General features: G+C 69.2%; 21 protein-coding genes. 7 read left to right on the top strand and 14 right to left on the bottom strand.

Annotation, left to right across the window (positions count from 1 at the left end; all coding sequences use genetic code 11):
• Nucleotides 1–12: 12 nt before the first annotated feature.
• Nucleotides 13–990 (bottom strand): magnesium/cobalt transporter CorA, encoded by a 978-nt coding sequence (corA, locus tag BG90_RS16450; protein ID WP_010115189.1) that lies wholly within the window; start codon nucleotides 988–990, stop codon nucleotides 13–15.
• Nucleotides 991–1,189: 199 nt separating this feature from the next.
• On the opposite strand from corA, the gene cydX reads away from it, so the two are divergent.
• Nucleotides 1,190–1,348 (top strand): cytochrome bd-I oxidase subunit CydX, encoded by a 159-nt coding sequence (cydX, locus tag BG90_RS16445; RefSeq protein WP_025989791.1) that lies wholly within the window; start codon nucleotides 1,190–1,192, stop codon nucleotides 1,346–1,348.
• A complete protein-coding gene (locus BG90_RS16440; RefSeq protein ID WP_010103415.1) occupies nucleotides 1,345–1,965 on the top strand; it encodes a P-loop nucleotide/nucleoside kinase family protein in 621 nt (206 codons plus the stop codon). Before cydX ends, BG90_RS16440 begins: the two co-directional genes overlap by 4 nt.
• A 186-nt stretch (nucleotides 1,966–2,151) precedes the next feature.
• Here BG90_RS16440 and BG90_RS16435 read toward each other — a convergent pair whose 3' ends face one another.
• Nucleotides 2,152–3,252: a saccharopine dehydrogenase family protein gene (locus BG90_RS16435; protein ID WP_010103413.1), complete on the bottom strand. Its 1,101-nt coding sequence runs from the start codon at nucleotides 3,250–3,252 to the stop codon at nucleotides 2,152–2,154.
• 433 nt (nucleotides 3,253–3,685) lie between these two features.
• On the opposite strand from BG90_RS16435, the gene BG90_RS16430 reads away from it, so the two are divergent.
• Nucleotides 3,686–4,009, top strand: a complete 324-nt coding sequence (locus tag BG90_RS16430) for a hypothetical protein (RefSeq protein ID WP_010103409.1) — start codon at nucleotides 3,686–3,688, stop codon at nucleotides 4,007–4,009.
• 28 nt (nucleotides 4,010–4,037) lie between these two features.
• Here BG90_RS16430 and BG90_RS16425 read toward each other — a convergent pair whose 3' ends face one another.
• Nucleotides 4,038–5,117 carry a zinc ribbon domain-containing protein gene (locus BG90_RS16425; RefSeq protein ID WP_010115184.1) on the bottom strand — a complete coding sequence of 360 codons (1,080 nt, stop codon included), beginning with the start codon at nucleotides 5,115–5,117 and terminating at the stop codon, nucleotides 4,038–4,040.
• A 60-nt stretch (nucleotides 5,118–5,177) separates the two neighbouring features.
• Nucleotides 5,178–5,639 (bottom strand): Lrp/AsnC family transcriptional regulator, encoded by a 462-nt coding sequence (locus BG90_RS16420; RefSeq protein ID WP_010103406.1) that lies wholly within the window; start codon nucleotides 5,637–5,639, stop codon nucleotides 5,178–5,180.
• Between the two features lie 325 nt (nucleotides 5,640–5,964).
• Between BG90_RS16420 and BG90_RS16415 the strand changes: the two genes are divergently transcribed.
• Complete coding sequence (locus BG90_RS16415) at nucleotides 5,965–6,480, top strand: Spy/CpxP family protein refolding chaperone (protein WP_010115182.1); 516 nt, start codon at nucleotides 5,965–5,967, stop codon at nucleotides 6,478–6,480.
• A 238-nt stretch (nucleotides 6,481–6,718) separates the two neighbouring features.
• Here BG90_RS16415 and BG90_RS16410 read toward each other — a convergent pair whose 3' ends face one another.
• The gene (locus tag BG90_RS16410) at nucleotides 6,719–7,726 is read right to left on the bottom strand and encodes an extracellular catalytic domain type 2 short-chain-length polyhydroxyalkanoate depolymerase (RefSeq protein ID WP_010115181.1); all 1,008 of its coding nucleotides are present in this window, start codon (nucleotides 7,724–7,726) and stop codon (nucleotides 6,719–6,721) included.
• Nucleotides 7,727–7,917: 191 nt separating this feature from the next.
• Here BG90_RS16410 and BG90_RS16405 point away from each other — a divergent pair, with 191 nt between their 5' ends.
• Nucleotides 7,918–8,352 carry a PGDYG domain-containing protein gene (locus BG90_RS16405; protein WP_010115180.1) on the top strand — a complete coding sequence of 145 codons (435 nt, stop codon included), beginning with the start codon at nucleotides 7,918–7,920 and terminating at the stop codon, nucleotides 8,350–8,352.
• 155 nt (nucleotides 8,353–8,507) lie between these two features.
• Here BG90_RS16405 and BG90_RS16400 read toward each other — a convergent pair whose 3' ends face one another.
• The 8 genes from BG90_RS16400 to BG90_RS16365 all read right to left on the bottom strand — a co-directional run bounded on the left by BG90_RS16400 (nucleotide 8,508) and on the right by BG90_RS16365 (nucleotide 17,165).
• Nucleotides 8,508–9,521, bottom strand: a complete 1,014-nt coding sequence (locus BG90_RS16400; RefSeq protein WP_010115179.1) for an extracellular catalytic domain type 2 short-chain-length polyhydroxyalkanoate depolymerase — start codon at nucleotides 9,519–9,521, stop codon at nucleotides 8,508–8,510.
• 607 nt (nucleotides 9,522–10,128) lie between these two features.
• A complete protein-coding gene (locus tag BG90_RS16395; protein WP_010115177.1) occupies nucleotides 10,129–10,491 on the bottom strand; it encodes a DUF3022 domain-containing protein in 363 nt (120 codons plus the stop codon).
• 14 nt (nucleotides 10,492–10,505) lie between these two features.
• Complete coding sequence (locus BG90_RS16390; RefSeq protein WP_045568229.1) at nucleotides 10,506–11,294, bottom strand: YhfC family intramembrane metalloprotease; 789 nt, start codon at nucleotides 11,292–11,294, stop codon at nucleotides 10,506–10,508.
• Nucleotides 11,295–11,346: 52 nt separating this feature from the next.
• Entirely contained in the window at nucleotides 11,347–12,390 is a 1,044-nt protein-coding gene (locus BG90_RS16385) for a LacI family DNA-binding transcriptional regulator (protein ID WP_010115174.1), read from the bottom strand.
• Nucleotides 12,391–12,983: 593 nt separating this feature from the next.
• The gene (locus BG90_RS16380) at nucleotides 12,984–13,961 is read right to left on the bottom strand and encodes a 2-hydroxyacid dehydrogenase (protein WP_010103386.1); all 978 of its coding nucleotides are present in this window, start codon (nucleotides 13,959–13,961) and stop codon (nucleotides 12,984–12,986) included.
• 4 nt (nucleotides 13,962–13,965) lie between these two features.
• Complete coding sequence (locus BG90_RS16375) at nucleotides 13,966–15,243, bottom strand: MFS transporter (RefSeq protein ID WP_010103385.1); 1,278 nt, start codon at nucleotides 15,241–15,243, stop codon at nucleotides 13,966–13,968.
• Nucleotides 15,244–15,327: 84 nt separating this feature from the next.
• Nucleotides 15,328–16,317 (bottom strand): sugar kinase, encoded by a 990-nt coding sequence (locus BG90_RS16370; RefSeq protein WP_010103384.1) that lies wholly within the window; start codon nucleotides 16,315–16,317, stop codon nucleotides 15,328–15,330.
• Between the two features lie 83 nt (nucleotides 16,318–16,400).
• Nucleotides 16,401–17,165: a TIM barrel protein gene (locus tag BG90_RS16365; RefSeq protein WP_010115173.1), complete on the bottom strand. Its 765-nt coding sequence runs from the start codon at nucleotides 17,163–17,165 to the stop codon at nucleotides 16,401–16,403.
• 272 nt (nucleotides 17,166–17,437) lie between these two features.
• On the opposite strand from BG90_RS16365, the gene BG90_RS16360 reads away from it, so the two are divergent.
• Nucleotides 17,438–17,779: an SdpI family protein gene (locus BG90_RS16360; protein ID WP_010103371.1), complete on the top strand. Its 342-nt coding sequence runs from the start codon at nucleotides 17,438–17,440 to the stop codon at nucleotides 17,777–17,779.
• A gap of 16 nt (nucleotides 17,780–17,795) precedes the next feature.
• On the opposite strand, the gene BG90_RS16355 is transcribed toward BG90_RS16360, so the two are convergent.
• Nucleotides 17,796–18,698: a LysR family transcriptional regulator gene (locus BG90_RS16355; RefSeq protein WP_045568228.1), complete on the bottom strand. Its 903-nt coding sequence runs from the start codon at nucleotides 18,696–18,698 to the stop codon at nucleotides 17,796–17,798.
• Nucleotides 18,699–18,812: 114 nt separating this feature from the next.
• Here BG90_RS16355 and BG90_RS16350 point away from each other — a divergent pair, with 114 nt between their 5' ends.
• Nucleotides 18,813–19,880: a YeiH family protein gene (locus BG90_RS16350; protein WP_010115170.1), complete on the top strand. Its 1,068-nt coding sequence runs from the start codon at nucleotides 18,813–18,815 to the stop codon at nucleotides 19,878–19,880.
• Nucleotides 19,881–19,908 lie beyond the last annotated feature (28 nt).

Raw genomic sequence — 19,908 nt, 5'->3', positions numbered from 1 at the left:
GCGCGCGCCGGCTCACAGCCAGCCGGCTTTCCTGAAGCGCCGCCACAGGAACAGGTCGGCGGCGGCCATCGCCCCCAAGCACACGTAGAAACCGAAGCGCCAGTGCAGCTCCGGTATGTTGTTGAAGTTCATCCCGTAGATCCCGGCGATCATCGTCGGGATCGCGAACAGCGCGGCGAACGAGCCGAGCCGCTTCGTCACTTCGCTTTCCGCGAGCGAGATCATGCCGAGGTTCACCTGGATCGCGGTGACGAGCATCTCGCGCCGCCCTTCGATCGTCCGCACGATCCGCAGCAGATGGTCGTAGACGTCGCGGAAATAGTGGTCCATCCCCACGCAGACCTGCGGAATACGGCCGCCGACGAGCTTCGCGAGCGGCTCGACGAGCGGCGCCGTGTGCTGGTGCAGCATCACGAGCCGGCGCTTGAGCGTATAGAGATCCTCGATCAGCGCGCGGGCGGCCGCCGTGCCCGTCTTCTCGAAGATCCGGTCCTCGAGCGCCTCCAGCTCCGCGCTCAGCGCCTCGAGCGTCGGAAAATAGCGGTCGACGACCTGGTCCATCAGCGCGTAGAACACGTACGCGGAACCCTCCTTCAGCAGATGCGGCTCGCGCTCGCAGCGGACGCGCACCGCGCGGAAGTCCTGCTCGGTATGGTTGCGGATCGACAGCACGTAGTTCGGACCGACGAACACGTTCAGCTCGCCGAGCTGGAGCTCGCCTTGCTCGTCGATCTCGACCGTGTGCAGCACCGCGAACAGCGCATCGCCGTACTCCTCGATCTTCGGGCGCTGGTGGCCCTTGCGTGCGTCCTCGAGCGCGAGCTCGTGCAGGCCGAACTCGTCGCCCATCCGCTCGATCTCGTCGGGCTCGGGGTCCTTCAATGCGACCCAGACGAAGCACTCCGGCTTCGCGACGTAGTCGCCGATGTCGTCGATGTCGATGTCGGCCAGCTTGCGGCCATCCTGGTATGCGGCGCAGTTGATCAGCATGCTCTTGCTTGGTTCGAAGCGATTCCGGCGCACAGTTTAGCCGCTGTCGCGCGCCGCGGCGGCGGCGCGTCGCTTGCGCGGGCCGCCGTTATTGGTCATGATCGGCATCGTGCACGCGTCGCCGCCCGCTCGTGCGGGCGGCGCGCCCTCGAATCGTCCGGCGGCCCGCGCCGCCGGCCTGACCGTCAAGGAGGCTGCGATGTGGTACTTCTCATGGATTCTCGGCATCGGCGTCGCGCTCGGCTTCGGCATCATCAACGCGATGTGGCTCGAAGCGAACGGCACCCTCCCGGCCGACGCCTCCGACGACAAGAGCCGGGCAGACGGGCCCGCTGTTTCGGAGGGCGGCCGTTCGTGACGTATCTGGTGTTTTTCTGCGGCCATGCGGGCACCGGCAAGACGACGCTCGCGAAGCGGCTGATCCGGCCGCTGATGAAGACGACGGGCGAGGCGTTCTGCCTGCTCGACAAGGACACGCTGTACGGCCGCTACAGCTCGGCCGCGATGGGCGCGCTGACGCACGACCCGAACGACCGCGACAGTCCGCTCTATCTTCAGCATCTGCGCGATCCCGAATACCAGGGGCTTCTCGACACCGCGCGCGAGAACCTCGAGCTCGGGATCAGCGTGATCGTCGTCGGGCCGCTGTCGCGCGAGGTGCGCGACCGCCGCCTCTTCGACCGCGCGTGGCTCGGCATCGGGCCCGACGTCGAGCTGCGCATCGTCTGGGTCCACACGTCGGAGGAGACCGCGCATGCGCGCATCGTCGCGCGCGGCAATCCGAACGACGCGTACAAGCTCGCGCACTGGGACGAATACCGGCAGCGCCGCTTCATTCCGTCGGGCGCGCAGTGCGACGGTCTCCTGATGTTCGACAACACCGCGCCGTCGGATACGGCCGTCGACGTGCTGCTCGACCACATCGCGCCGCCGCCCGCGCGCGGCGCGTCGACGGTGCCGCCGCTGCCCGCCTGATACGGCGCGACCGCCCGGCCCCGCCCTCGCCCCTGACTCGGCCACGCACGAAAAAACGCCGGGCGGCCCGAAGGCCCGCCCGGCGCTTGGTCGCGGCTCGCGCATCGCGGCTCGGTCCGGCCGTCGCATCACCGGCAGGCCGCGAAGCACGCCCGCGTGCGCGAGCGCGCGCGCGTGGCGAATGCGTTACGCGAGCGCGTGCATCCGCTCGAGCGTGCCGCCTTCGTACAGCTTGCCGAAGCGGTTCGCGAGGAACGCGTGGAGCGGCACCTGCTCCTGGCGAACGAAACCGCCTTGCGGCAGCTTCTTTTCGCGGAACAGATCGAGCACCGCGCACATCGCGCCCGCCGTCGTGATCTGGATCGCGCTCATCGGCATCCCGCAGATTTCCTTCGCGAAGATCTTGCGCGTGAACACGTCCTGCACGAGCTGGCCGTGCTTCACGCCCGTCACCGTGACGAACACGAGCACGACGTCCTGCTTCGTCGACGGCACCGCGCGGCGCATGATCGACTTCAGCGTGTCGCGGTCGGTCGACAGACGCAGGTCCTCGAGCAGGAACTGGATCAGTTCGCGGTGGCCGGGATAGCGGACCGACTTGTAGTCGAGCGTCTCGACCTTGCCTTCGAGCGTCTCGCACAGCGTGCCGAGGCCGCCCGACGTGTTGAACGCCTCGTATTCGATGCCGTCGAGTGAGAAATGCTCGAGCCCTTCGAGCGGCTGCACCCACTGGCGGCGGCCGTCGCGAACCGCTTCGCACGGCTGGCAGTATTCGTTGATGAGGCCGTCGACGCTCCACGTCAGGTTGTACTTGAGCGCGTTGGTCGGATACTCGGGCAGCGCGCCGACGCGCATCTTCACGTCGCGCACTTCGGAAAAGCCGTTGACGAGCTCGTGCGCGGCGATGCCGATGAAGCCGGGCGCCAAGCCGCATTGCGGCATGAACGCGCGGTCGGCGCCTTCGGCGAGCTCGCGGATCGCGCTCGTCGCGCGCACGTCCTCGGTCAGATCGAAATAATGGACGCCCGCGGCCTTCGCGGCGGCGGCGACGTTGACGGCCAGGTAGTACGGCAGCGCGTTGACGAGCGCATCGAAGCCCTTCACCGCTTCGCGGATCGCGGTCGCGTCGGCGGAATCGACGCGCTGCGTCGCGATGCCTTCCTTCGCGAGCTTCGCGAGCGCGTCCGGATCGCGATCGAACGCGACGACTTCGTAGTCGCCGGTTTCACGCAGCAAATGAGCGATGGTGTGACCGATGAGACCTGCGCCGACGATGGCGATTTTCATGTCTTCTCTCCTGACAAGATGATTGTTGTAGACGGCGTGTTGCCCTGTCGGAGAGTGTAGGGATGTGCAAAAACACTTTATAGACGAAAACTGATGCGGAACGACGTCAATTTTCGACGAATTGCCGATCGTTTTCGACGAATTGTCGAAAACGATCGATAAGTCGCCGTTTCGAACGAACCGCCTGCCCCTCGGCACCGCCGCACCGCATGGCCTCGGCCGCTATCCGGCGTGCGTCGCCCGCCCACCAGATTTCGCAGCTTGACGGCATGCTTTCGGCCTACTTACGCTCGATCACGGGTATCGTCGACGCCGGCCTCGTTCGGCTGGCGCGCCGATCCCGCCCGCTCCCGGCGCGCCGCCGAACGCGTCGCCGGCCCGTCGCTCCGACTCGTCCGAGGCCGGTCTCGGCCCCATCCGCTGGAGAAGAACAATGACAATCGTGACCCGAAACGCATGCCGTCTGATCCGTCTTGCCGTCGTCGCAGGCTTCGCGTCGCTCGCCGCCGCGCCCGCCGCGCATGCCGCGAAAATCAGCCAGGAAGGACGCTGCTCGATCAAGGAAAACGCGCCCGCCGATCCGTGCAAGGCCGACCGCGGACTGTCGGCCACGGGCGTCTCCCCGGGCAAGAGCCACGACGCGTGCACGGCGGCCAAGAAGCTCGCGCGGGAGAATCTGGAGGGGCTCGTCTCGAACAAGAAGTGCATGGCCTACACGGACTGCAGCAAGCCCTGCAAAGTGATCGAATCGCAGTGACCCGACGGCGCGCGCAAACGGCCGCGCATCATGCGGCATTCGCGCGCCGCCCCTTGTCATCCGCGCGGCTCACCGCCGTCCCGCAGCCGCCGCAGAACGGAAAGAACGCGAAGTTGCGCGTGCCGCACCCGCACTGCTCGAACAGCTTGAGCCCACAGTGGATGCAGAACGTCGCGCCGTCGCCGCCGAGGTTCCACGGCCTGTCGCACGATGGGCAGAGCTTCTTCCGATACGCGGCGATCGCCTTCTCGTAGCCGATCGCCTGCGCGCGCTCGTGCTGGCTGCGCCGCATCTCCTCGCGCTTGCGTTCGACGTAGCGCTGGAACGCGCGCAGCATGTAGACGCCCGCGAACACCGTCAGCACGATGCCGACGATGACGCGCACGTAGCCGCCGAAGCTCGGCAGATACGGCACGAGCTCGACGAAGAACGCCGTCAGCGCGAACATCCCGAAGCCATAGACGAACGGCCAGTAGCGCACCTTCCGGTAACGGACGAAGAGCCAGACGGCGAGCACGAGGATCGGCAGCGTGAACGCGAGCCGCCACGCGAACACGACGAGCTCGTAGCGGCGGCTCGCCTGCTCGAAGTTGCGCTCGGCCTGCGCCTGCGATTGCGCGAGCTGCGCGCTCACGTCGTCCTGCCGCTTGCGCAGCGCGTCGAGCTGGTCGCTGATCTGATCCTGCTGGCGCTGCCAGCCCGCCACCGCCGCCTGCAGCTCGTCGAGCTGGCGCGTACGCGCGAGCACGTCCGGGTTGCGGCTCGCGTCGCCCGTCGCGCTGCGCGTCGCGATCCAGTTGCGAAAGCTCTCCTTCGCCTGATCGTAGTCCTGCTGCGCGCGGTTGCGGGCGGTCGTGAACGCATCGGCCTTGTCCGTCAGCGCGCCCTGCTCGCGCTGCAGCTCCCGACGCGTCGCGCGCAGCGACGCGTCGGCCTGCGTGTCGGCGTAGCGCGCGAGCGTCGGCGGCCCGCCGCGCGGCGCGAACGCCATGTCGCGGATCACGAGGCTGCCCAGCATGTTGAGGAACAGCGCGAACGCCACGGCGATGCCCCACGACGCGATCTGCAGCAGCCGTTCGGGGCGCGAATAGGTTTGGCTCGTCGTCATGATCCCGGTCTCTCTTCAGGGTTGTCCGGTCCGCCTTCGCTCATCGGGCGACGCGGCGCGTCAGCCGATCGTCCCGCGGTCGATCTTGCGCGCGAGGATGATCGACGTCGTCGTCCGCTCGACGCCGTCGAGCGCGCCGATCTGATCGAGCAGATCGTTCAGGCGCTCGGGCGAATCGGCGCGCAGCCACGCGACGTAGTCGTACTCGCCGCTCACCGCGCACAGCAGCTGCACCTCGGGCATGCGGTCGAGGCGCTTCAGCACGTCCTTGCCGTACCTTGGCGCGAGGATGATGCCGACGTACGCGTAGATGCTCGCATCGAGCACGTCCTGCCCGAGCCGCACGCTGTAGCCCGCGATCACCTGCGTGCGCTCGAGCCGCGCGATCCGCGCGAGCACGGTCGTGCGCGCGACGCCGAGCTGCCGCGCGAGATCCGCGACGCTCGCGCGGGCGTTCGCCTGCAGCAGCGCGACGAGGTTGCGGTCGAGTTCGTCGAGTTGATCGAGTCGGGGTGGACGCATGGCGGATCGGCGAATGGAAGTGCCGCGATGATAGCGCCGAACAGCCGTGCACCCAACCATGCGCGCGTTCGCCGCGCCGCATCGGACGGCGGATCGCGCGACGCGCGCCGCGTGGGCGCGCCCGCCGCCGGCCGCACGATCCGTGCGCTGCCGCGCCGAACCACGCCCTCGCGATTTCGATTCGTTTCGGTTGTAAGCAGATGTCGCATCGCCGCCCAACGGCCCGATACCGTGCTACTAATAGCGCGGGACGCGCGTCGCGCATGCTGTCGGGCGCGCCGCGCCTCGCATCCGGACCCCGTCCGACGACCACACAGGAGCTCCAATGAAAAAGATCACGCTGACTTTCGCTGCCGCGCTCGCGCTGACGGCCGCGCTCGCGCACGCCCAGACGCCCGCGTCGGCGCCGGCGGCCGCCGCCTCCGCCCCCTCCGCGGCCGCGCGTCACGAAGCGCGCGTCGAGGAGCGCATCACGTACCTGCACAACCAGCTGAAGATCACGCCGGAGCAGGAATCGCAATGGAAGACGTTCGCCGATACGATGCGCGACAACGGCGAGACGATGGCGCGTCTCTATCGCGAACGGATCGCGAACAAGAACGCGTCCGCGCTCGACGACATGAAGCAGTACGCCGAGATGACGCAGACGAATGCCGACGGCGCGAAGAAGCTCGCCGACGCGTTCGCGCCGCTGTACGCGAGCTTCCCTGCCGAGCAGAAGGCGCTCGCCGACTCGACGTTCCGCAAGTGGCTGCACCCGGAGCCGGGCAAGGCCCGCGCACGCAAGCATTCGGGCAAGGCGGACGGCCAGGGCGCCGCGAGCTCGGGCGCCGCGCAGTAACGCGTATCGCGCGGGTCTGCGCGCGGCGCGCTCACGTTCGTCGACGTGACGCGCCGCGCAACTGCGCGACCGCGTCGACGAACGGACGGACGGCGAACCGCCCAGCGGCAATCCGCAAGCGCGCATTCGCGTCACCGATCCACGATCGCCGGCGCCGATCGCCCGCCCCTCCGCTCGCGCGAGTCCCGGCGGCTTTCCCGCGCTGCTCGCGCATCGGCGCGCACGCCGCGCCCTTCCGTCACCGCGCGGACGTGACCCGCTCGATCATCGCCCGCACCGCGCGCATCTGCGCCCCCGACTTCAGCGCATAGTTCTGCCCGGTATACGCAAACCAGTCCCAGCATCCCTGCGGATTGTTCGGCACGCGGGTCTTCGCGACCTGCGGATACAGCACGACGATCCCGTTCGCATCGGCCCAGTTGTCGTACGTCGTCATGTCGCGCACGACGGCCGCCGACTGCAGGCAGCCATGAAACACGACGTGGACCTTGCAGCCGGCATTGGCGTCGCACGCGCGCGGCACGTACGCGTAGCCGTCCGCCGCGAGCCCGCTCGACGCCGCCGCGAACTCGCGCTGGTCGAACGTGACCGCGCGTCCGGTCGGCTGGGCAATGGGCGGCGCGAGCGCCCCGTAGATCGTCTCGAGCAGCGCGCCCGCCTGGTCGTAGCCCGACTGGCCGACATTGCAGTGGCTGATGTACGGCGCGGCATTCGCGTCGCATACGTTGCCCGCGGACGGCGTGATGAACGCATGCCCGGCCGGGATGTCGGCGACGTAGATGATGTTCGACACGGGCACGCCGGCGAGCCAGAAGAAGGCCCACGTGGCGTCGACGGCGGACTCGTGAACGATCGTGTCTTTCGTCCCGCTGAACAGATAGATCTTCGCGCGCTGCAGGTTCGCGAGCGGATCGATCTGGCCGCTCGCCGCAAAGCCTTGCGCGGCGGCCAGCAGTAGCCCCGAATCGGGCACCATGTTCGACACGAGGCCCATGCAGACGCCCGTATTCGCGAGGCTGCCCGTCGCGCAATAGTACGGCCCGCCCGCGATCGCGCCCACGCCGATCACCGACGCCGAATACGCGACCTGGTACTGGATCGCCATGTACGCGCCCGACGACAGCCCGGACACCGATACCTGGTTCGCGTCCGCGCGCAGCGCGGGCAGCGGCGGCGAAGCTTGCGCGCTCGCGGGCGCGACGACGGCGAGCGTGATCGTGAACGCGGCGGCGTGGCGCATCTGCATGGATTTCCCCTTGGTCTGCGCCGAGCGACGGCGGCAACGGCCGGCGTCGCTCGGACGGGTCGAGACAGTCGGACGGCAAATCGAGACGCGATCACTTCATATTCGTATCAACGCCCGCCACCCGCAAGGTTGGCGTTCACGCGCGTCCGGATTCGCGCTAAAGTGATGCGCTTTTATTGACGAAAATCGACATGATCGAACTGAAAAACGTCGACCTCCGCAATGATCCCGACGCATTGCGCGTCGTCAAGGACGAGACGGTCCAAGTCGAATTCGCCGCGCAGCCAGGCGAGCTGATGAGCCTCGAAGGCCCGAACCGCTATGCGGCGGGCGACGCGCTCGTCACCGGGTCTACGGGCGACCGCTGGGTGGTGTCGCGCGAGCGCTTCGACGCGAAGTACGCGCCCGCCGCCGAAGGACTCGCGCACGGCGAGCCGGGCGATTACCGCAACCGCCCGGCCGTCGTGCTCGCGAAGCGAATGAACGCGCCGTTCTCGATCGCGCGCTCGACGGGCGGCGACACGCTGCGCGGCGACGCGGGCGACTGGGTGATGCAGTACGCGCCGGGCGACTACGGCGTCGTGCAGGCGAAGCGCTTCGCGCACGTGTACCGCGAGGCGGACTGACGCCGTCGCGGGCGGCGTGCCGTTCACCCCGTGCGCCGGTCCTGCGTCCGCGCGCCGGTTGCCGTTCGCGCGGCGAACGGCGAACGAAGCTCGCGCACGCTAGGCACGCCGCCGTTCGACGCCCGCCGCGCCTCTTGCGCGACCACGCTCCCGCGTCAACGCGCCGACGTCACCCGCTCAATCATCTTCCGCACCGCGCGCATCTGCGCCCCCGACTTCAGCGCGTAGTTCTGCCCGGTATACGCAAACCAGTCCCAGCATCCCTGCGGATTGGCGGGCAAATCGGCCGCCACCTGCGGGTACAGCATGACGATTTTGTTCGCATCGGCCCAGTTCCTGTACGTGGTCATGTTGCGCACGACGTCCGCCGATTGCAGGCAGCCGTGAAATACCACGTGGACCTTGCAGCCCGCGTTCGCGTCGCACGCGCGCGGCACGTAGGCATAGCCGTCCGTCGCGAGCCCGCTCGACACCGGCGCGAACTCGCGCTGGTCGAACGTGATCGCACGCCCCGTCGGCTGCGCGGCGGGCGGCGAAAGCGGCCCGTAGATCGTCTGAAGGAGCACCCCAGCCTGATCGTAGCCCGCCTGCGCGACGGTGCAATGATTGATGTACGGCGCGGCATTCGCGCTGCAAACGCCGCCCGCGGACGGCGTGACGAACGCATGCCCGGCCGGCACGTCGACGACGTAAGCGAGATTCTTCACGGGTACGCCGGCTTGCCAGAAGAACGACCACGTCGCGTCGACGACGGGCTGGCTCACGACCACATCCTTCGTGCCGCTGAAGAGATAGACCTTCGCGCGCTGAAGATTCGCGAGCGGATCGATCTGGCCGCTCGTGGCGAAAGTCTGCGCCCTGGTCAGCAACTGCTTCGAATCCGGCATGCCCTGCATGCAGTTCTTCGCATTGGCCAGTTCGCCCTTCGCGCAGTAATACGGACCGCCCGCGACCACGCCCGCGCCGATCACCGATGCCGAATACGCGACCTGGTACTGGACCGCCATGTACGCCCCCGACGACAGCCCGGACACCGACACCTGGTTCGCGTCCGCACGCAGCGCGGGCAGTGTCGGCGAGGCTCGCACGTTCGAGGACGCAACGACCGCGAGCATGATCGGGAGCGCGGCGGCGAGCATCGCACGCGACGCAACGTGACGTATCTGCATGGACTTCCCCTTTTGTCATGCCGACCGACCGTCGAATACGATCGGAGTCGATCGGCCGGTTGGCGAAACCGCTCGGCACATCGAGATGCGATGCGGGCATCTTGACCGCGCCGCCGCGCCGTCGACAAGCGCTGCGCCCGTGCGGATCCGGTTTCAAATCGGCGCGACGGTTTTTTTTCGGCGCAAACCGATGCGATCGCGCTGAAAGACGCCGACCTGCGCAACGATCCCGACGCAAGGGCAACCATCGAAGGGCAGGACAATCCGGGGAAAAGCGCTGCGCGCGGATGCATCGCACCGCGGCACCGATGCGTGTCACGGCACGCTCGCGCGAAAACGCGTGCGCGTCGCAGGCGGGGCGAAGGCGTTCCGCGCGGGGAAGGCGGGCCGTCGCCGGACCGCGCTCAAGCCGGGCGTCGATCAGGCCCGTGGGAGGAACATTCGCTAAGAAGCGAAACGAACGGCCCGTGCAAGCGCGCGCCCGCACATCCGGCAGGCGGGATCGGGGCCGTGTCCGCGACGACGCGTCACGGCGCCGGCCGATCGCCGATCCGCGGGCGCGTCGCGGCCGATTGCCAGCGCGGCGACCGCAAACGCGCGCCGCCCGTCACGCGAACTCGTCGCCCAATTCGAGCGTCGCCTCGCGCGGCACCGCCTCGCCCGCCGCGTGCCGCTCCTCGAGCGTGCCGAGCATCGCCTCCACGTACGCGCGCAACACCGCGTGGCTGCGCGCGCGCTGCATCGGCTTGAACGCGAGATAGCGCAGCAGCGCGGCGGGCGCGAAGCGCACGTCGAGCGTCATCTTGCGCGGCGTCGCGCCGAAGCGCATCGCGAGCCAATGCACGGCAAGGAAGCGCCCCGCTTCGTCGGTACGCTCGGCAAAGTGCGTCTGCTCGGGAAAGAGATCGCAGATCACGCGCGCGAGCTCGTCGAATTCGGCGCTCGCGCAGTCGTATTGATAATCATCCATCGTCGTGTTTCGGTTCAGCGTGCGGCGCGCGCGGGCCGGCACAGTTTCATCAGCGCGGCGGCGAAGCCCGCCGTCAGCAGCAGATACAGCGCGACCATCCATTCGAACGGCACGCCGCCACCGTTATACAGGATCGACGGCAGATCGATGATCGGATGCAGCACGATCATCGCCGGCAGAATCCATCGCTTGCCCGCGCGGATGCCGCGCCACATCAGCACGGAAAGCGCGGCCTGGACGACGAACGCGGCGACGCGCTCGAGCGCCGACACCGCGACCGACGCCGGCGACATCGTCGCGAGCGTCACCTGGATGCGCAGCGCGAGATCGGCGGGCATCGTCGAGAGTTGCGCGTTCAGCTCGCCGCGGTTCGCGAGCCACGCGAGATAGACCCATTGCGCGAGCACGACGACGCCGACGAACCACGCCTGCGCGCCGCCGTGGCCGATGCCGTTGGCGAAGCCGCGGGCGTCGCCGTCCGACGCGCCGTAGCGCCGCACGAGAAAGCGCAGCCCGAGATAGCGGCCGATTTCCTCGAAGAGCGCGGCGACGACGGTGCCGAACACCGCGAACGTGACGGGCTTCGACAGCCACATCACGGCCGACGGCTGGTTGAGCAGCACCGCGTAGAGGCCGCGTTCGAGCAGCGTCGCGAACAGCGCGTAGGCGGCGACGCCGACGATCGCGTCTCGCCGGTCGAGCGCCATCGGCTTGCGGAGGAATCGATAGAGGCCGATCGGCAGCAACGCCACGACGAGCGTGGCGATGACGAGCGCCGCCAGCGTGACGGGAGCAACGGTCATGACAATCCTTGTTCGGAACCCGCACCGGTGCGGTGCGTGCCCCGAATGATACTCAGCTTGCGGTCGATGCGCGTACGCAAAGCTCGCCGGGCAGCAGCGCTTCGTGGAAGTCGCCCGTGCCGCCGTCGATCCGCTCGTGGACGAATTCGACCGCGCGATAGCCGATGTCGTAGGTCGGCTGGCGGATCGTCGTCACGCCGATCAGCTCCGCCCAGTCGGGATCGTCGATCGCGATCAGCGCGACTCGCTTCTGCCACGCGTCGCCGAGCCGCGCGTGCAGATGCCGCGCGATCGCGAGCGCCACAGGCGCGTTCGCCGCGAAGATCGCCGGGCGCGCCGGCTCGCCCGCGGCCGCGTCGATGCGCGCGTCGAGCGCCGCGAGCGCGCGCTGCGTCGAATCCGGGTTCTTCGGTTCGAGCACGATCGTCGGATGCACGGTGCGCCCCGACGCGGCGATCTTCGCGCGGAACGCCGCCTCGCGCAGCCGCCGCGAGCTGACGTGCTCGAAAGGCTGCACGACGAAATGAATCGACTGGAAGCCTTGCGCGAACAGGTGCTGCAAGCCCATCTCGATCGCGGCCGTGTTGTCGAGGCCGATCATGTCGGCCTCGAAGCCTTCGACGTTGCGGTCGACGAGCACGGTCGGGATGCCGCCGCCGCGCAGCGACTTCAGCGCATTCTCGTCGGCGCCGAGCGCGTTGACGATCATGCCTTCGACGCGGTAGGTGGTGAGCAACTGCAGATAGCGACGCTCCATCTCGAGCTCGTTCGCCGCGTGGCAGATGAGCGGCATGTAGCCGAGCGCGTGGCACGCGGCCTCGACGCCGCGCAGCACTTCGACCGTATAGGGATTCGTCAGGTCCGCGGCGAGCAGGCCGAGGAGCCGGTTGCGGCCGCGCTTCAGGCCGCGCGCCATCTGGTTCGGACGGTAGTTCAGGCGCGCGATCGCATCCTCGATGCGCTTGCGCAGGTCGGCGGACAGCACGTTCGTCTCGCCGTTCAGATAGCGCGACACGCTGGTCTTGCCGGTGCCCGCCTCGCGGGCGACGTCGCTGATCGTCGCGGGACGCGACGGTTGAGTTCGGGATTCGCTCACAGTGGCGCCTCGTGACGAGCGGCCCGCGCCGCCTCGCGAACGGGCGGGTCATTGTTGTTGGATGGAAAGGCCAACTGGCGATGTCTCCTGTCGGCCGATTCCGGCCCGGCAAAGCTACGGACGGCGCACGAGCGCCCATCTTGCCGCGACGGCTCCGCGACGATTAGCGGGCGATCATAACGCAGGCGATCGGGCCGTACCAAGACGGCCTCCTCTAGCGTGGAGGGGCGCGCCGCGGGCGAAGCGGCGCGCATGCCGGATGTGCGTCGCGCAGCGGCAGCGCGTTGCCGCCGTTGCGCGGCGTGAATCGAATGAAGGGTCGCTGCGTCGCGCATCATCGCATTCTCCGCATCGAAGCCTGCGTTCGCGGGCAAGCCCGCAAGCTGTCGGACTGCTGACGATTCGGCGACCGAATGTCGCCGCCATGCCGCCGCAGAGCGGCGCCGCATCGGACGCCCGCGCTGAAAGCGCGCGATTCGTCGTGCCGCTCGGCACGACGCGCCGAAGCGCGCACGCGAGGCCGCATCGCAAATCTTCCGCTCCCCCGCTTCCTTCGCGCCCGGCGAACACGCCGCGCACGATCCGCGCGACGTTCACCTCGCCGGCTGCGCGCGCGGCAACACGTTGCGGTTGACGATGTTGCGCGCGAGCGTGCCGTCGAGCGCCGCGACCAGGTTCTGCGCCGCGCAGCGCGCCATCGCGTGCCGCGTCTCGCGCGTCGCCGAGCCGATGTGCGGCAGCGCGACGACGTTATTCATCGACAACAGCGGCGAATCCGCGGCGAGCGGCTCGCGCTCGAACACATCGAGCCCCGCCGCGCGGATCGTGCCCGCGCGCAGCGCGTCGATCAGCGCGGCTTCGTCGACGACGGGCCCGCGCGACGCGTTCACGAGGATCGCGTTCTGCTTCATCTTCGCGAACTCGCGCGCGCCGATCAGATGCCGCGTGTCCGGCGAAAGCGGCACTTGCAGGCATACGAAATCGGCGGTCGCGAGCAGCTCGTCCAGTTCGACGCGGCGCGCGCCGAACTGCGCTTCCGCTTCCGGATTCGCGCTGCGGTTCGTGTACAGCACCCGCATCCGGAAGCCGAGCGCCGCGCGGCGCGCGACCGCCGCGCCGATCCGCCCGAGCCCGACGATGCCGAGCGTCTTGCCGTTCACGTCGGTGCCGTACAACGACTCGCCGATGCTCTGCCGCCACTGCCCCGCCTTCACGTATTCGGCGAGCTCGACGACGCGCCGCGCGCTCGCGAGGATCAGCGCGAACACGGTGTCGGCCGTCGCTTCGGTCAGCACGTCGGGCGTGTGCGCGAGCACGATCCCGCGACGCGTCAGATCGGCGACGTCGAAGTTGTCGAAGCCGACCGAGATCGTCGACCATGCGCGCAGGCGCGGCGCGCGATCGAGCAGCTCGGGCGTGATCCTGAGGCTCGCGCCGAGCGCGCCGTCGGCGGTGTCGAGCGCGCGCGCGAGCGCGTCGGCGCCATCGACGACGGTCACGTCGGCGCGCTCGCGCAGGGTCGCGAGCACATCGTCAGGGAGCGGCTTGTAGACGACGATGCGATGCTTCATCGATTCATTTTCCTTGCAACGGATGGGCGAGCGGCGGCGTCTCGCCTGCCTGCTTCACGGACAGCGTGAGCACGACGGCCGCGATGAGCGCGGCGCTCATGAAAGCGTAGGATGCGGCGGGCGAGCCCGTCGCGCCGTTCAGATAGCCGACGACGTACGAGCCGACGAACGAGCCGAGCGCGCCCATGCTGTTGATGAGCGCCATCGCGCCGCCCGCGACGTTCCTCGGCAGCAGCTCCGGCACGATCGCGAAGAACGGCCCGTACGGCGCGTACATCGCCGCGCCCGCGACGACGAGGAGCGCGTACGAGATCCAGAAGTGCGTCGAGCCGAGCGCATACGACGCGGCGAACGCGGCCGCGCCGATCAGCAGGAACGGCCACACGAAGCCCTTGCGCGAGCCGAGCTTGTCGGACGCCCACGATGCGGCGAGCATCGCGATCGTCGCCGCGAGATAAGGCAGCGCGGAGAGCCACCCCGTTTCGACCATGCCGAGCGCCGAGCCGTTCTTCACGATCGACGGCAGCCACAGCACGAAGCCGTACACGCCGATGCTCCAGCAGAAGTACTGCGCGCATAATTTGACGACGGCGGGCGAGCGAAACGCCTCGCGATAATTGCGCACCGGCTTGAGCGCCGCCTGCTCGGCGGCGAGCGCGGCGTCGAGATCGCGCTTTTCCTGATCGGTGAGCCACTTCGCCTGCGCGGGCTTGTCCTGCACGAGGAACCACCAGCAGACCGCCCACACGACGGCGGGCAGCCCTTCGGCGACGAACATGTGGCGCCAGCCGAATTCGTGGACGAGATAGCCCGAGACGACCGACATCCACAGTACCGTGACCGGATTGCCGAGGATCAGGAACGTGTTCGCGCGCGAGCGCTCGCGCTTCGTGAACCAGTTGCTGATGAAGACCAGCATCGCGGGCATCACCGCGGCCTCGACGACGCCGAGCATGAAGCGGATCGCCATCAGCGACGGGATGTTGCTGACGACGCCCGTGAGCGCCGCGCAGCCGCCCCACAGCACGAGGCTCCAGAACACGAGCGTCTTCACGCTGCGCCGCTCCGCGTAGATCGCGCCCGGGATCTGGAAGAAGAAGTAGCCGAGGAAGAACAGCGCGCCGATCAGCGACGACAGCCCCTTGCTGATGCCGAGATCCTGGTTGATCCCGGCCGCGGCGGCGAAGCCGTAGTTCGCGCGGTCGAGATACGCGAGGCTGTACGTGATGAAGACGATCGGCATGATCGTCCACCAGCGGCGAAGCGCGAGCGTTGCGGGCATGATGTGAGTCTCCTGTTTCGAGCGGCGCCGTATGAAACGCGCGGTTCGCCGCGATTGTGCCCGTCCTGCGTCGGGACGGGCGGCTTATCGGGCGAGCGGCGCCTCTAGCCGATTCGGCGCATTGCTCAGGTTTTCGATTCGATCGAGCTGTTCGCGCGTCGGCAATCCTTCCGAGTCGCCGATCACCTGGATCGCGAGCGCGCCGATCCGGTTGCCGCGCCCGACCGCGTCTTCGATCGCGCGGCCTTCGAGCAGCGCGCTCACGACGCCGACCGCGAAGCCGTCGCCCGCGCCGACCGTGTCGACGACGTGTTCGACGCGCTCGGCCGCGACCGTCCCTTCGCGGCCGTCGGCCGTGCGGAAGTATGCGCCCGCCGCGCCGAGCTTGATCACCACGCCGCGCGCGCCCCGCTCGAGGTAGAAGCGCGCGATCTCGGCCGGCGTGTCGAGCCCCGTCAGCTGCCGGCCTTCGGCGAGCCCCGGCAGCACCCAGTCCGCATGCTCGGCGAGCGCGTTCAGCGTGCGCGCCATCGCTTCCGGCGACGGCCACAGCGTCGGCCGCAGGTTCGGATCGAACGACACCGTCTTGCCCGCCGCGCGCATCGCGCGCGCGAGGTGGAACGCGAGCTCGCGCGACGATTCGGACAGCGCGGGCGCGACGCCCGTCAGGTGCAGGTGCCGCGCGCCGAGCACGTAGTCGGACGCGTAGTCGTCGAGCGACAGGCGGCTCGCGGCCGAGCCCTTGCGGAAATACTCGACTGCGGGATCCGCGCCGTCGGTCGCGCGCGACTTCAGCTGGAAGCCTGTCGGATAGCGCGCGTCGACCGTCACGCGCGACGCGTCGACGCGCTCGCGCGCGAGCGTGTCGAGCACATAGCGGCCGAACGAATCGGCGCCGACGCGGCTGATCCAGCCGACGCGAAAGCCCAGGCGCGCGAGGCCGATCGCGACGTTCAGATCGGCGCCCGCGATGCGCTTCGTGAATTGCGTCGCGCTGTCGAGCGGGCCGGGCTCGGCGGCGACGAACATCGCCATCGCTTCGCCATAGGTGACGACGTCGAGCGGGGCTGGCATGGTGTTGGCTTACTCCTTCGGTCAGTGGCCCGGAGTCGGCGCGAGCGCGGCGCTTGGCCGAATCGGGCGCGAGCGGGTGGGTTTCATGCGGCCTTCAGCCACGCGACGCGCGTCGTCGCATCGTCGGCCACGCGCGCCGCGTCGAACGGAAATTCGATTCCGCGCGGCACCGTGCGCGGCAGCAGCGCGAGCGCGTCGTCGCAGAAGCGGTCGCGCGGCGGCGGCGCGATCGAGAAGCGGCGCGCGCCTTCGCCGTCGACCGCCTTGCAATGGATGTATTCGACGTGGTCCGCCAGCGCGCGCGCGGCGGCGAGCGGCGCTTCGCCCGCCCACAGCCAGTTGCCGATGTCGAACGTCATGCCGACGAGCGCCGGGAACGCTTCGTCGCGCAGCGCGGCGAACAGCGACGTGAACTGCGCGAGCGCGCCGCCCTGCCGCATCTGGCCGTTCTCGACGAGCACGCGGGCACGCGCGCCGCGCGTCGCGGCGGCGATCTCGGCCGCGTGCGCGTGCGCGGCGAAGCCGCCCAGCTGGAATTTGACGAAGCGCGCGTCGAGCGCGTCGGCTTCCGCGAGCGTAGCGGCGAGCGCGTCGCGGTTCAGGCCGCCGTCGTCCGCGTAGAGCGTCGCGGGCGTCGAGTACACCGACCACAGCCCGGCCGCGGCGAGCGCGTCGCCAAGCTGCCCGAGCGCGGGCGTCGCCGCGTCGTCGTCCGACGCGAACAGCTCGCGCCGCACCTCGAAACCCGCCGCGCCCGCGTCCGCCGCCGCGGCGACGAATGCGCGATGACCCGCGCGGCGTACCGCGTCCGCGCCGAATGCGCTCGCGACGATCACGATGTCGATCATGCTTTGCTCGCCTCCTCTGCGATCGGGTTTCACTGGAACCACGATCTTGGAACCGGTTCCATTCGCCAGTGAACGAATAGTGCGCCGAGCGTTCGAAGCGGACTATAGAGGAAATCCCTAGGCACGGCCGCCGGTGAACCCGCGGCGTTGACGGCTCGCCGCCGGTGCAGAATAGCCGACGGCGCGCCGCCGGGATGCGGACGAAAATCGGTCGTCCCGCGCCGGCCGGCGCCCCGGCGTTTCGTCCCGCCCGTCCCACAGGAGCAAACGGCATGCTCGACCTTCCGTACCTGCTTGCGAGCGCACTCTTCTTTCTTCTCGCCGTCCCGCTCGCGGCAAAGCGAATCGGCCCCAACCGCTTCTACGGCGTCAGGACACGCGCGACGCTGCGCGACGCCGCGCTCTGGTATCGCCGCAACCGGATCTTCGGCCTCGCGCTGATGCTCACGAGCGCCGTCTTCATCGTCGTCTTCGGATATGGCCGCCTGCGCGGCGCGCGCGTGCCGAACACCGTCCTGCTGGCGGCGTTCGTCGCCGAAATCGCCGTGCCGGCCGGCCTCTGCTTCCTTGCGCCGGGGCCGCCGGGCGACCGCGCCGACCGCGGCCGTCGATAGCCGGCCACCGCCCGCCTCAAGCCCGATCGGCCTGCGCGACGCACAGCTCGAGAAAGCGCGCGGCGACGCGCGACGGCGTCGCGCCGTGCGGCACGAGGATCGAGAAATGGCGCGTGAGCGGCTCGGGCGCGATCGACACCATCGCGAGCGCCGCGTCGTCATGCCGAAGCGACATCGCGGACACGAAGCCGATGCCCATTCCCGCACGCACCGCCTCTTTCACCGCCTCGACGCCCGCGATCTCGAACGCGACCGCGAGCGGCGTCGCCGCGCGCGCGAACGCGCGCTCGACGAGCTGCCGCACGCCCGAGCCCGCCTCGCGCAGCACGAGCGGATACGCGGCGAGCTCGTCGAGCGTCGCACGCGGACGGCCTGGCGCGCGGCGCGCCGCGAGCGGGTGCGACGCCGGCACGATCGCGACGATCTCGTCCTCGCGCCACTCGTGAACGGTCGTGCCGGTCGGCAGCGCGTCGCCGGGCGGGCCTTCGACGAGCGCGACGTCGAGCGACGCGAGCGACGCGACGACGTCCGACGTGTTGCCGCTCATCGTCTGGATCGCGACGTCCGGCGCGAGCGGGTGGAACGCGGCGAGCAGGTACGGCAGCAGGTAGCTCGCGGGCGTCGTGCTCGCGCCGATCCGCAGCGTGCCGCGCTCGAGCCCGCGCACCGCGTCGCGATACGCGCGCGCCTGCGCGAACGTGTCGCGCAGTTGCACTGCATGCCGCGCGAGCGCCTCGCCGACCGGCGTGAGACGCACGCCGCGCCCGTCGCGCTGGTACAGCGGCTCGCCGAACGCGTCCTGCAGCTGGCGCAGCTGGCCGGACACTGCGGGCTGCGACAGATGGAGCGCGAGCGCCGCGCGGCTGATGTTCCGATGCTCGGCAACCGCGGCGAACGTTATCAGTTGATCAGGGGTCATCGCTCGAAAATATCGGGTTTCCGGATATCTTACGTTACAAATGACGATTTTTCATATCGATATATCCAAATTAGGATTAGGTCCGTTGTCACGGAAAACGAATCGAACGACGCCATGTCCACGCTCACCTCTCCCCAACTCAGCGCCGCCGCGTCGTCGATGCGCGGACGGCTCAACGGCATCCTGTTCGTCGGCCTCTTCGCGCTCGCCGTCACGAGCGTCGCGCAGATGCCCGCGGTCGCGCATTTCGGCCTGAGCCCGCTCATCGTCGGAATCGTCGCGGGCGCGCTGTACGGCAACCTGCTGCGCGAAGGCATGCCCGCGAGCTGGGCGGCCGGCGTCGACTTCTCCGCGCGCAAGCTGCTGCGGATCGCGGTCGCGTTCTTCGGATTGCGCGTGAGCCTGCAGGAAATCGCGCAAGTCGGCCTGCCGGGGCTCACGGTGTCGGCGCTCGTCGTCGTGAGCACGCTCGCCGTCGGCACCTGGGCCGGCATCAAGCTGATGAAGCTCGATCGCGACGCCGCGCTCCTGACCGCCGCGGGCAGCGCGATCTGCGGCGCGGCCGCCGTGCTCGCGTTCGAATCGACGCTGCGCTCGAAGCCGCACCAGAGCGCGATGGCGGTCGGCAGCGTCGTGCTGTTCGGCACGCTGTCGATGTTCGCGTACCCGCTCGCCTACCGCGCCGGCTGGCTGCACCTCGACGCGACGGGCCTCGGCCTCTTTTTCGGCGGCACGATCCACGAGGTCGCGCAGGTGGTCGGCGCGGCGAGCGACGTCGGCCCGGAAGTCACGCGCGTCGCGACGATCGTCAAGATGACCCGCGTGATGCTGCTCGTACCCGTGCTGCTCGTGCTGGGCGCGTGGCTCGCCCGCGCGGCGCGCAGCTCGGCGGCCGGTCACGGCGCGTCGCGCAAGCTCGCGGTGCCGTGGTTCGCGCTCGGCTTCCTCGGCTTCGTGATCGTGAATTCGCTGCAGATGCTCCCCGCCGCCGCGATTGGCACGCTCAATGCGCTCGACACGTTCGCGCTGACGATGGCGATGACGGCGCTCGGCATCGAGACGCGAATGTCGCAGATCCGCGCGGCCGGCCCCCGTGCGCTCGCGACGGGCTTCATCCTGTATGCGTGGCTGACCTTCGGCGGCTATGCGATCGTCTGGGCGACGGAGCGCTGGCTTGGCTGAACGGCCGCCTTCTTCGTCGCGCCGCCGC

The organism is Burkholderia oklahomensis C6786 (genome assembly GCF_000959365.1).
Classification (GTDB): Bacteria; Pseudomonadota; Gammaproteobacteria; order Burkholderiales; family Burkholderiaceae; genus Burkholderia; species Burkholderia oklahomensis.
Note: the sequence above shows the minus strand (reverse complement) of the source record. Positions and strands in the feature narration are given on the sequence as shown.

Bases quoted from the DNA above. Each gene is read 5' to 3' on its own strand.
- cydX (WP_025989791.1), top strand. From the start codon at position 1,190: ATGTGGTACTTCTCATGGATTCTCGGCATCGGCGTCGCGCTCGGCTTC.
- BG90_RS16360 (WP_010103371.1), top strand. From the start codon at position 17,438: ATGCTCGACCTTCCGTACCTGCTTGCGAGCGCACTCTTCTTTCTTCTC.
- BG90_RS16420 (WP_010103406.1), bottom strand. From the start codon at position 5,639: ATGCGTCCACCCCGACTCGATCAACTCGACGAACTCGACCGCAACCTC.
- BG90_RS16415 (WP_010115182.1), top strand. From the start codon at position 5,965: ATGAAAAAGATCACGCTGACTTTCGCTGCCGCGCTCGCGCTGACGGCC.
- BG90_RS16400 (WP_010115179.1), bottom strand. From the start codon at position 9,521: ATGCAGATACGTCACGTTGCGTCGCGTGCGATGCTCGCCGCCGCGCTC.
- BG90_RS16390 (WP_045568229.1), bottom strand. From the start codon at position 11,294: ATGACCGTTGCTCCCGTCACGCTGGCGGCGCTCGTCATCGCCACGCTC.
- BG90_RS16425 (WP_010115184.1), bottom strand. From the start codon at position 5,117: ATGACGACGAGCCAAACCTATTCGCGCCCCGAACGGCTGCTGCAGATC.
- BG90_RS16380 (WP_010103386.1), bottom strand. From the start codon at position 13,961: ATGAAGCATCGCATCGTCGTCTACAAGCCGCTCCCTGACGATGTGCTC.
- BG90_RS16405 (WP_010115180.1), top strand. From the start codon at position 7,918: ATGATCGAACTGAAAAACGTCGACCTCCGCAATGATCCCGACGCATTG.
- BG90_RS16410 (WP_010115181.1), bottom strand. From the start codon at position 7,726: ATGCAGATGCGCCACGCCGCCGCGTTCACGATCACGCTCGCCGTCGTC.
- BG90_RS16370 (WP_010103384.1), bottom strand. From the start codon at position 16,317: ATGCCAGCCCCGCTCGACGTCGTCACCTATGGCGAAGCGATGGCGATG.
- BG90_RS16375 (WP_010103385.1), bottom strand. From the start codon at position 15,243: ATGCCCGCAACGCTCGCGCTTCGCCGCTGGTGGACGATCATGCCGATC.
- BG90_RS16355 (WP_045568228.1), bottom strand. From the start codon at position 18,698: ATGACCCCTGATCAACTGATAACGTTCGCCGCGGTTGCCGAGCATCGG.
- corA (WP_010115189.1), bottom strand. From the start codon at position 990: ATGCTGATCAACTGCGCCGCATACCAGGATGGCCGCAAGCTGGCCGAC.
- BG90_RS16350 (WP_010115170.1), top strand. From the start codon at position 18,813: ATGTCCACGCTCACCTCTCCCCAACTCAGCGCCGCCGCGTCGTCGATG.
- BG90_RS16365 (WP_010115173.1), bottom strand. From the start codon at position 17,165: ATGATCGACATCGTGATCGTCGCGAGCGCATTCGGCGCGGACGCGGTA.
- BG90_RS16435 (WP_010103413.1), bottom strand. From the start codon at position 3,252: ATGAAAATCGCCATCGTCGGCGCAGGTCTCATCGGTCACACCATCGCT.
- BG90_RS16395 (WP_010115177.1), bottom strand. From the start codon at position 10,491: ATGGATGATTATCAATACGACTGCGCGAGCGCCGAATTCGACGAGCTC.
- BG90_RS16430 (WP_010103409.1), top strand. From the start codon at position 3,686: ATGACAATCGTGACCCGAAACGCATGCCGTCTGATCCGTCTTGCCGTC.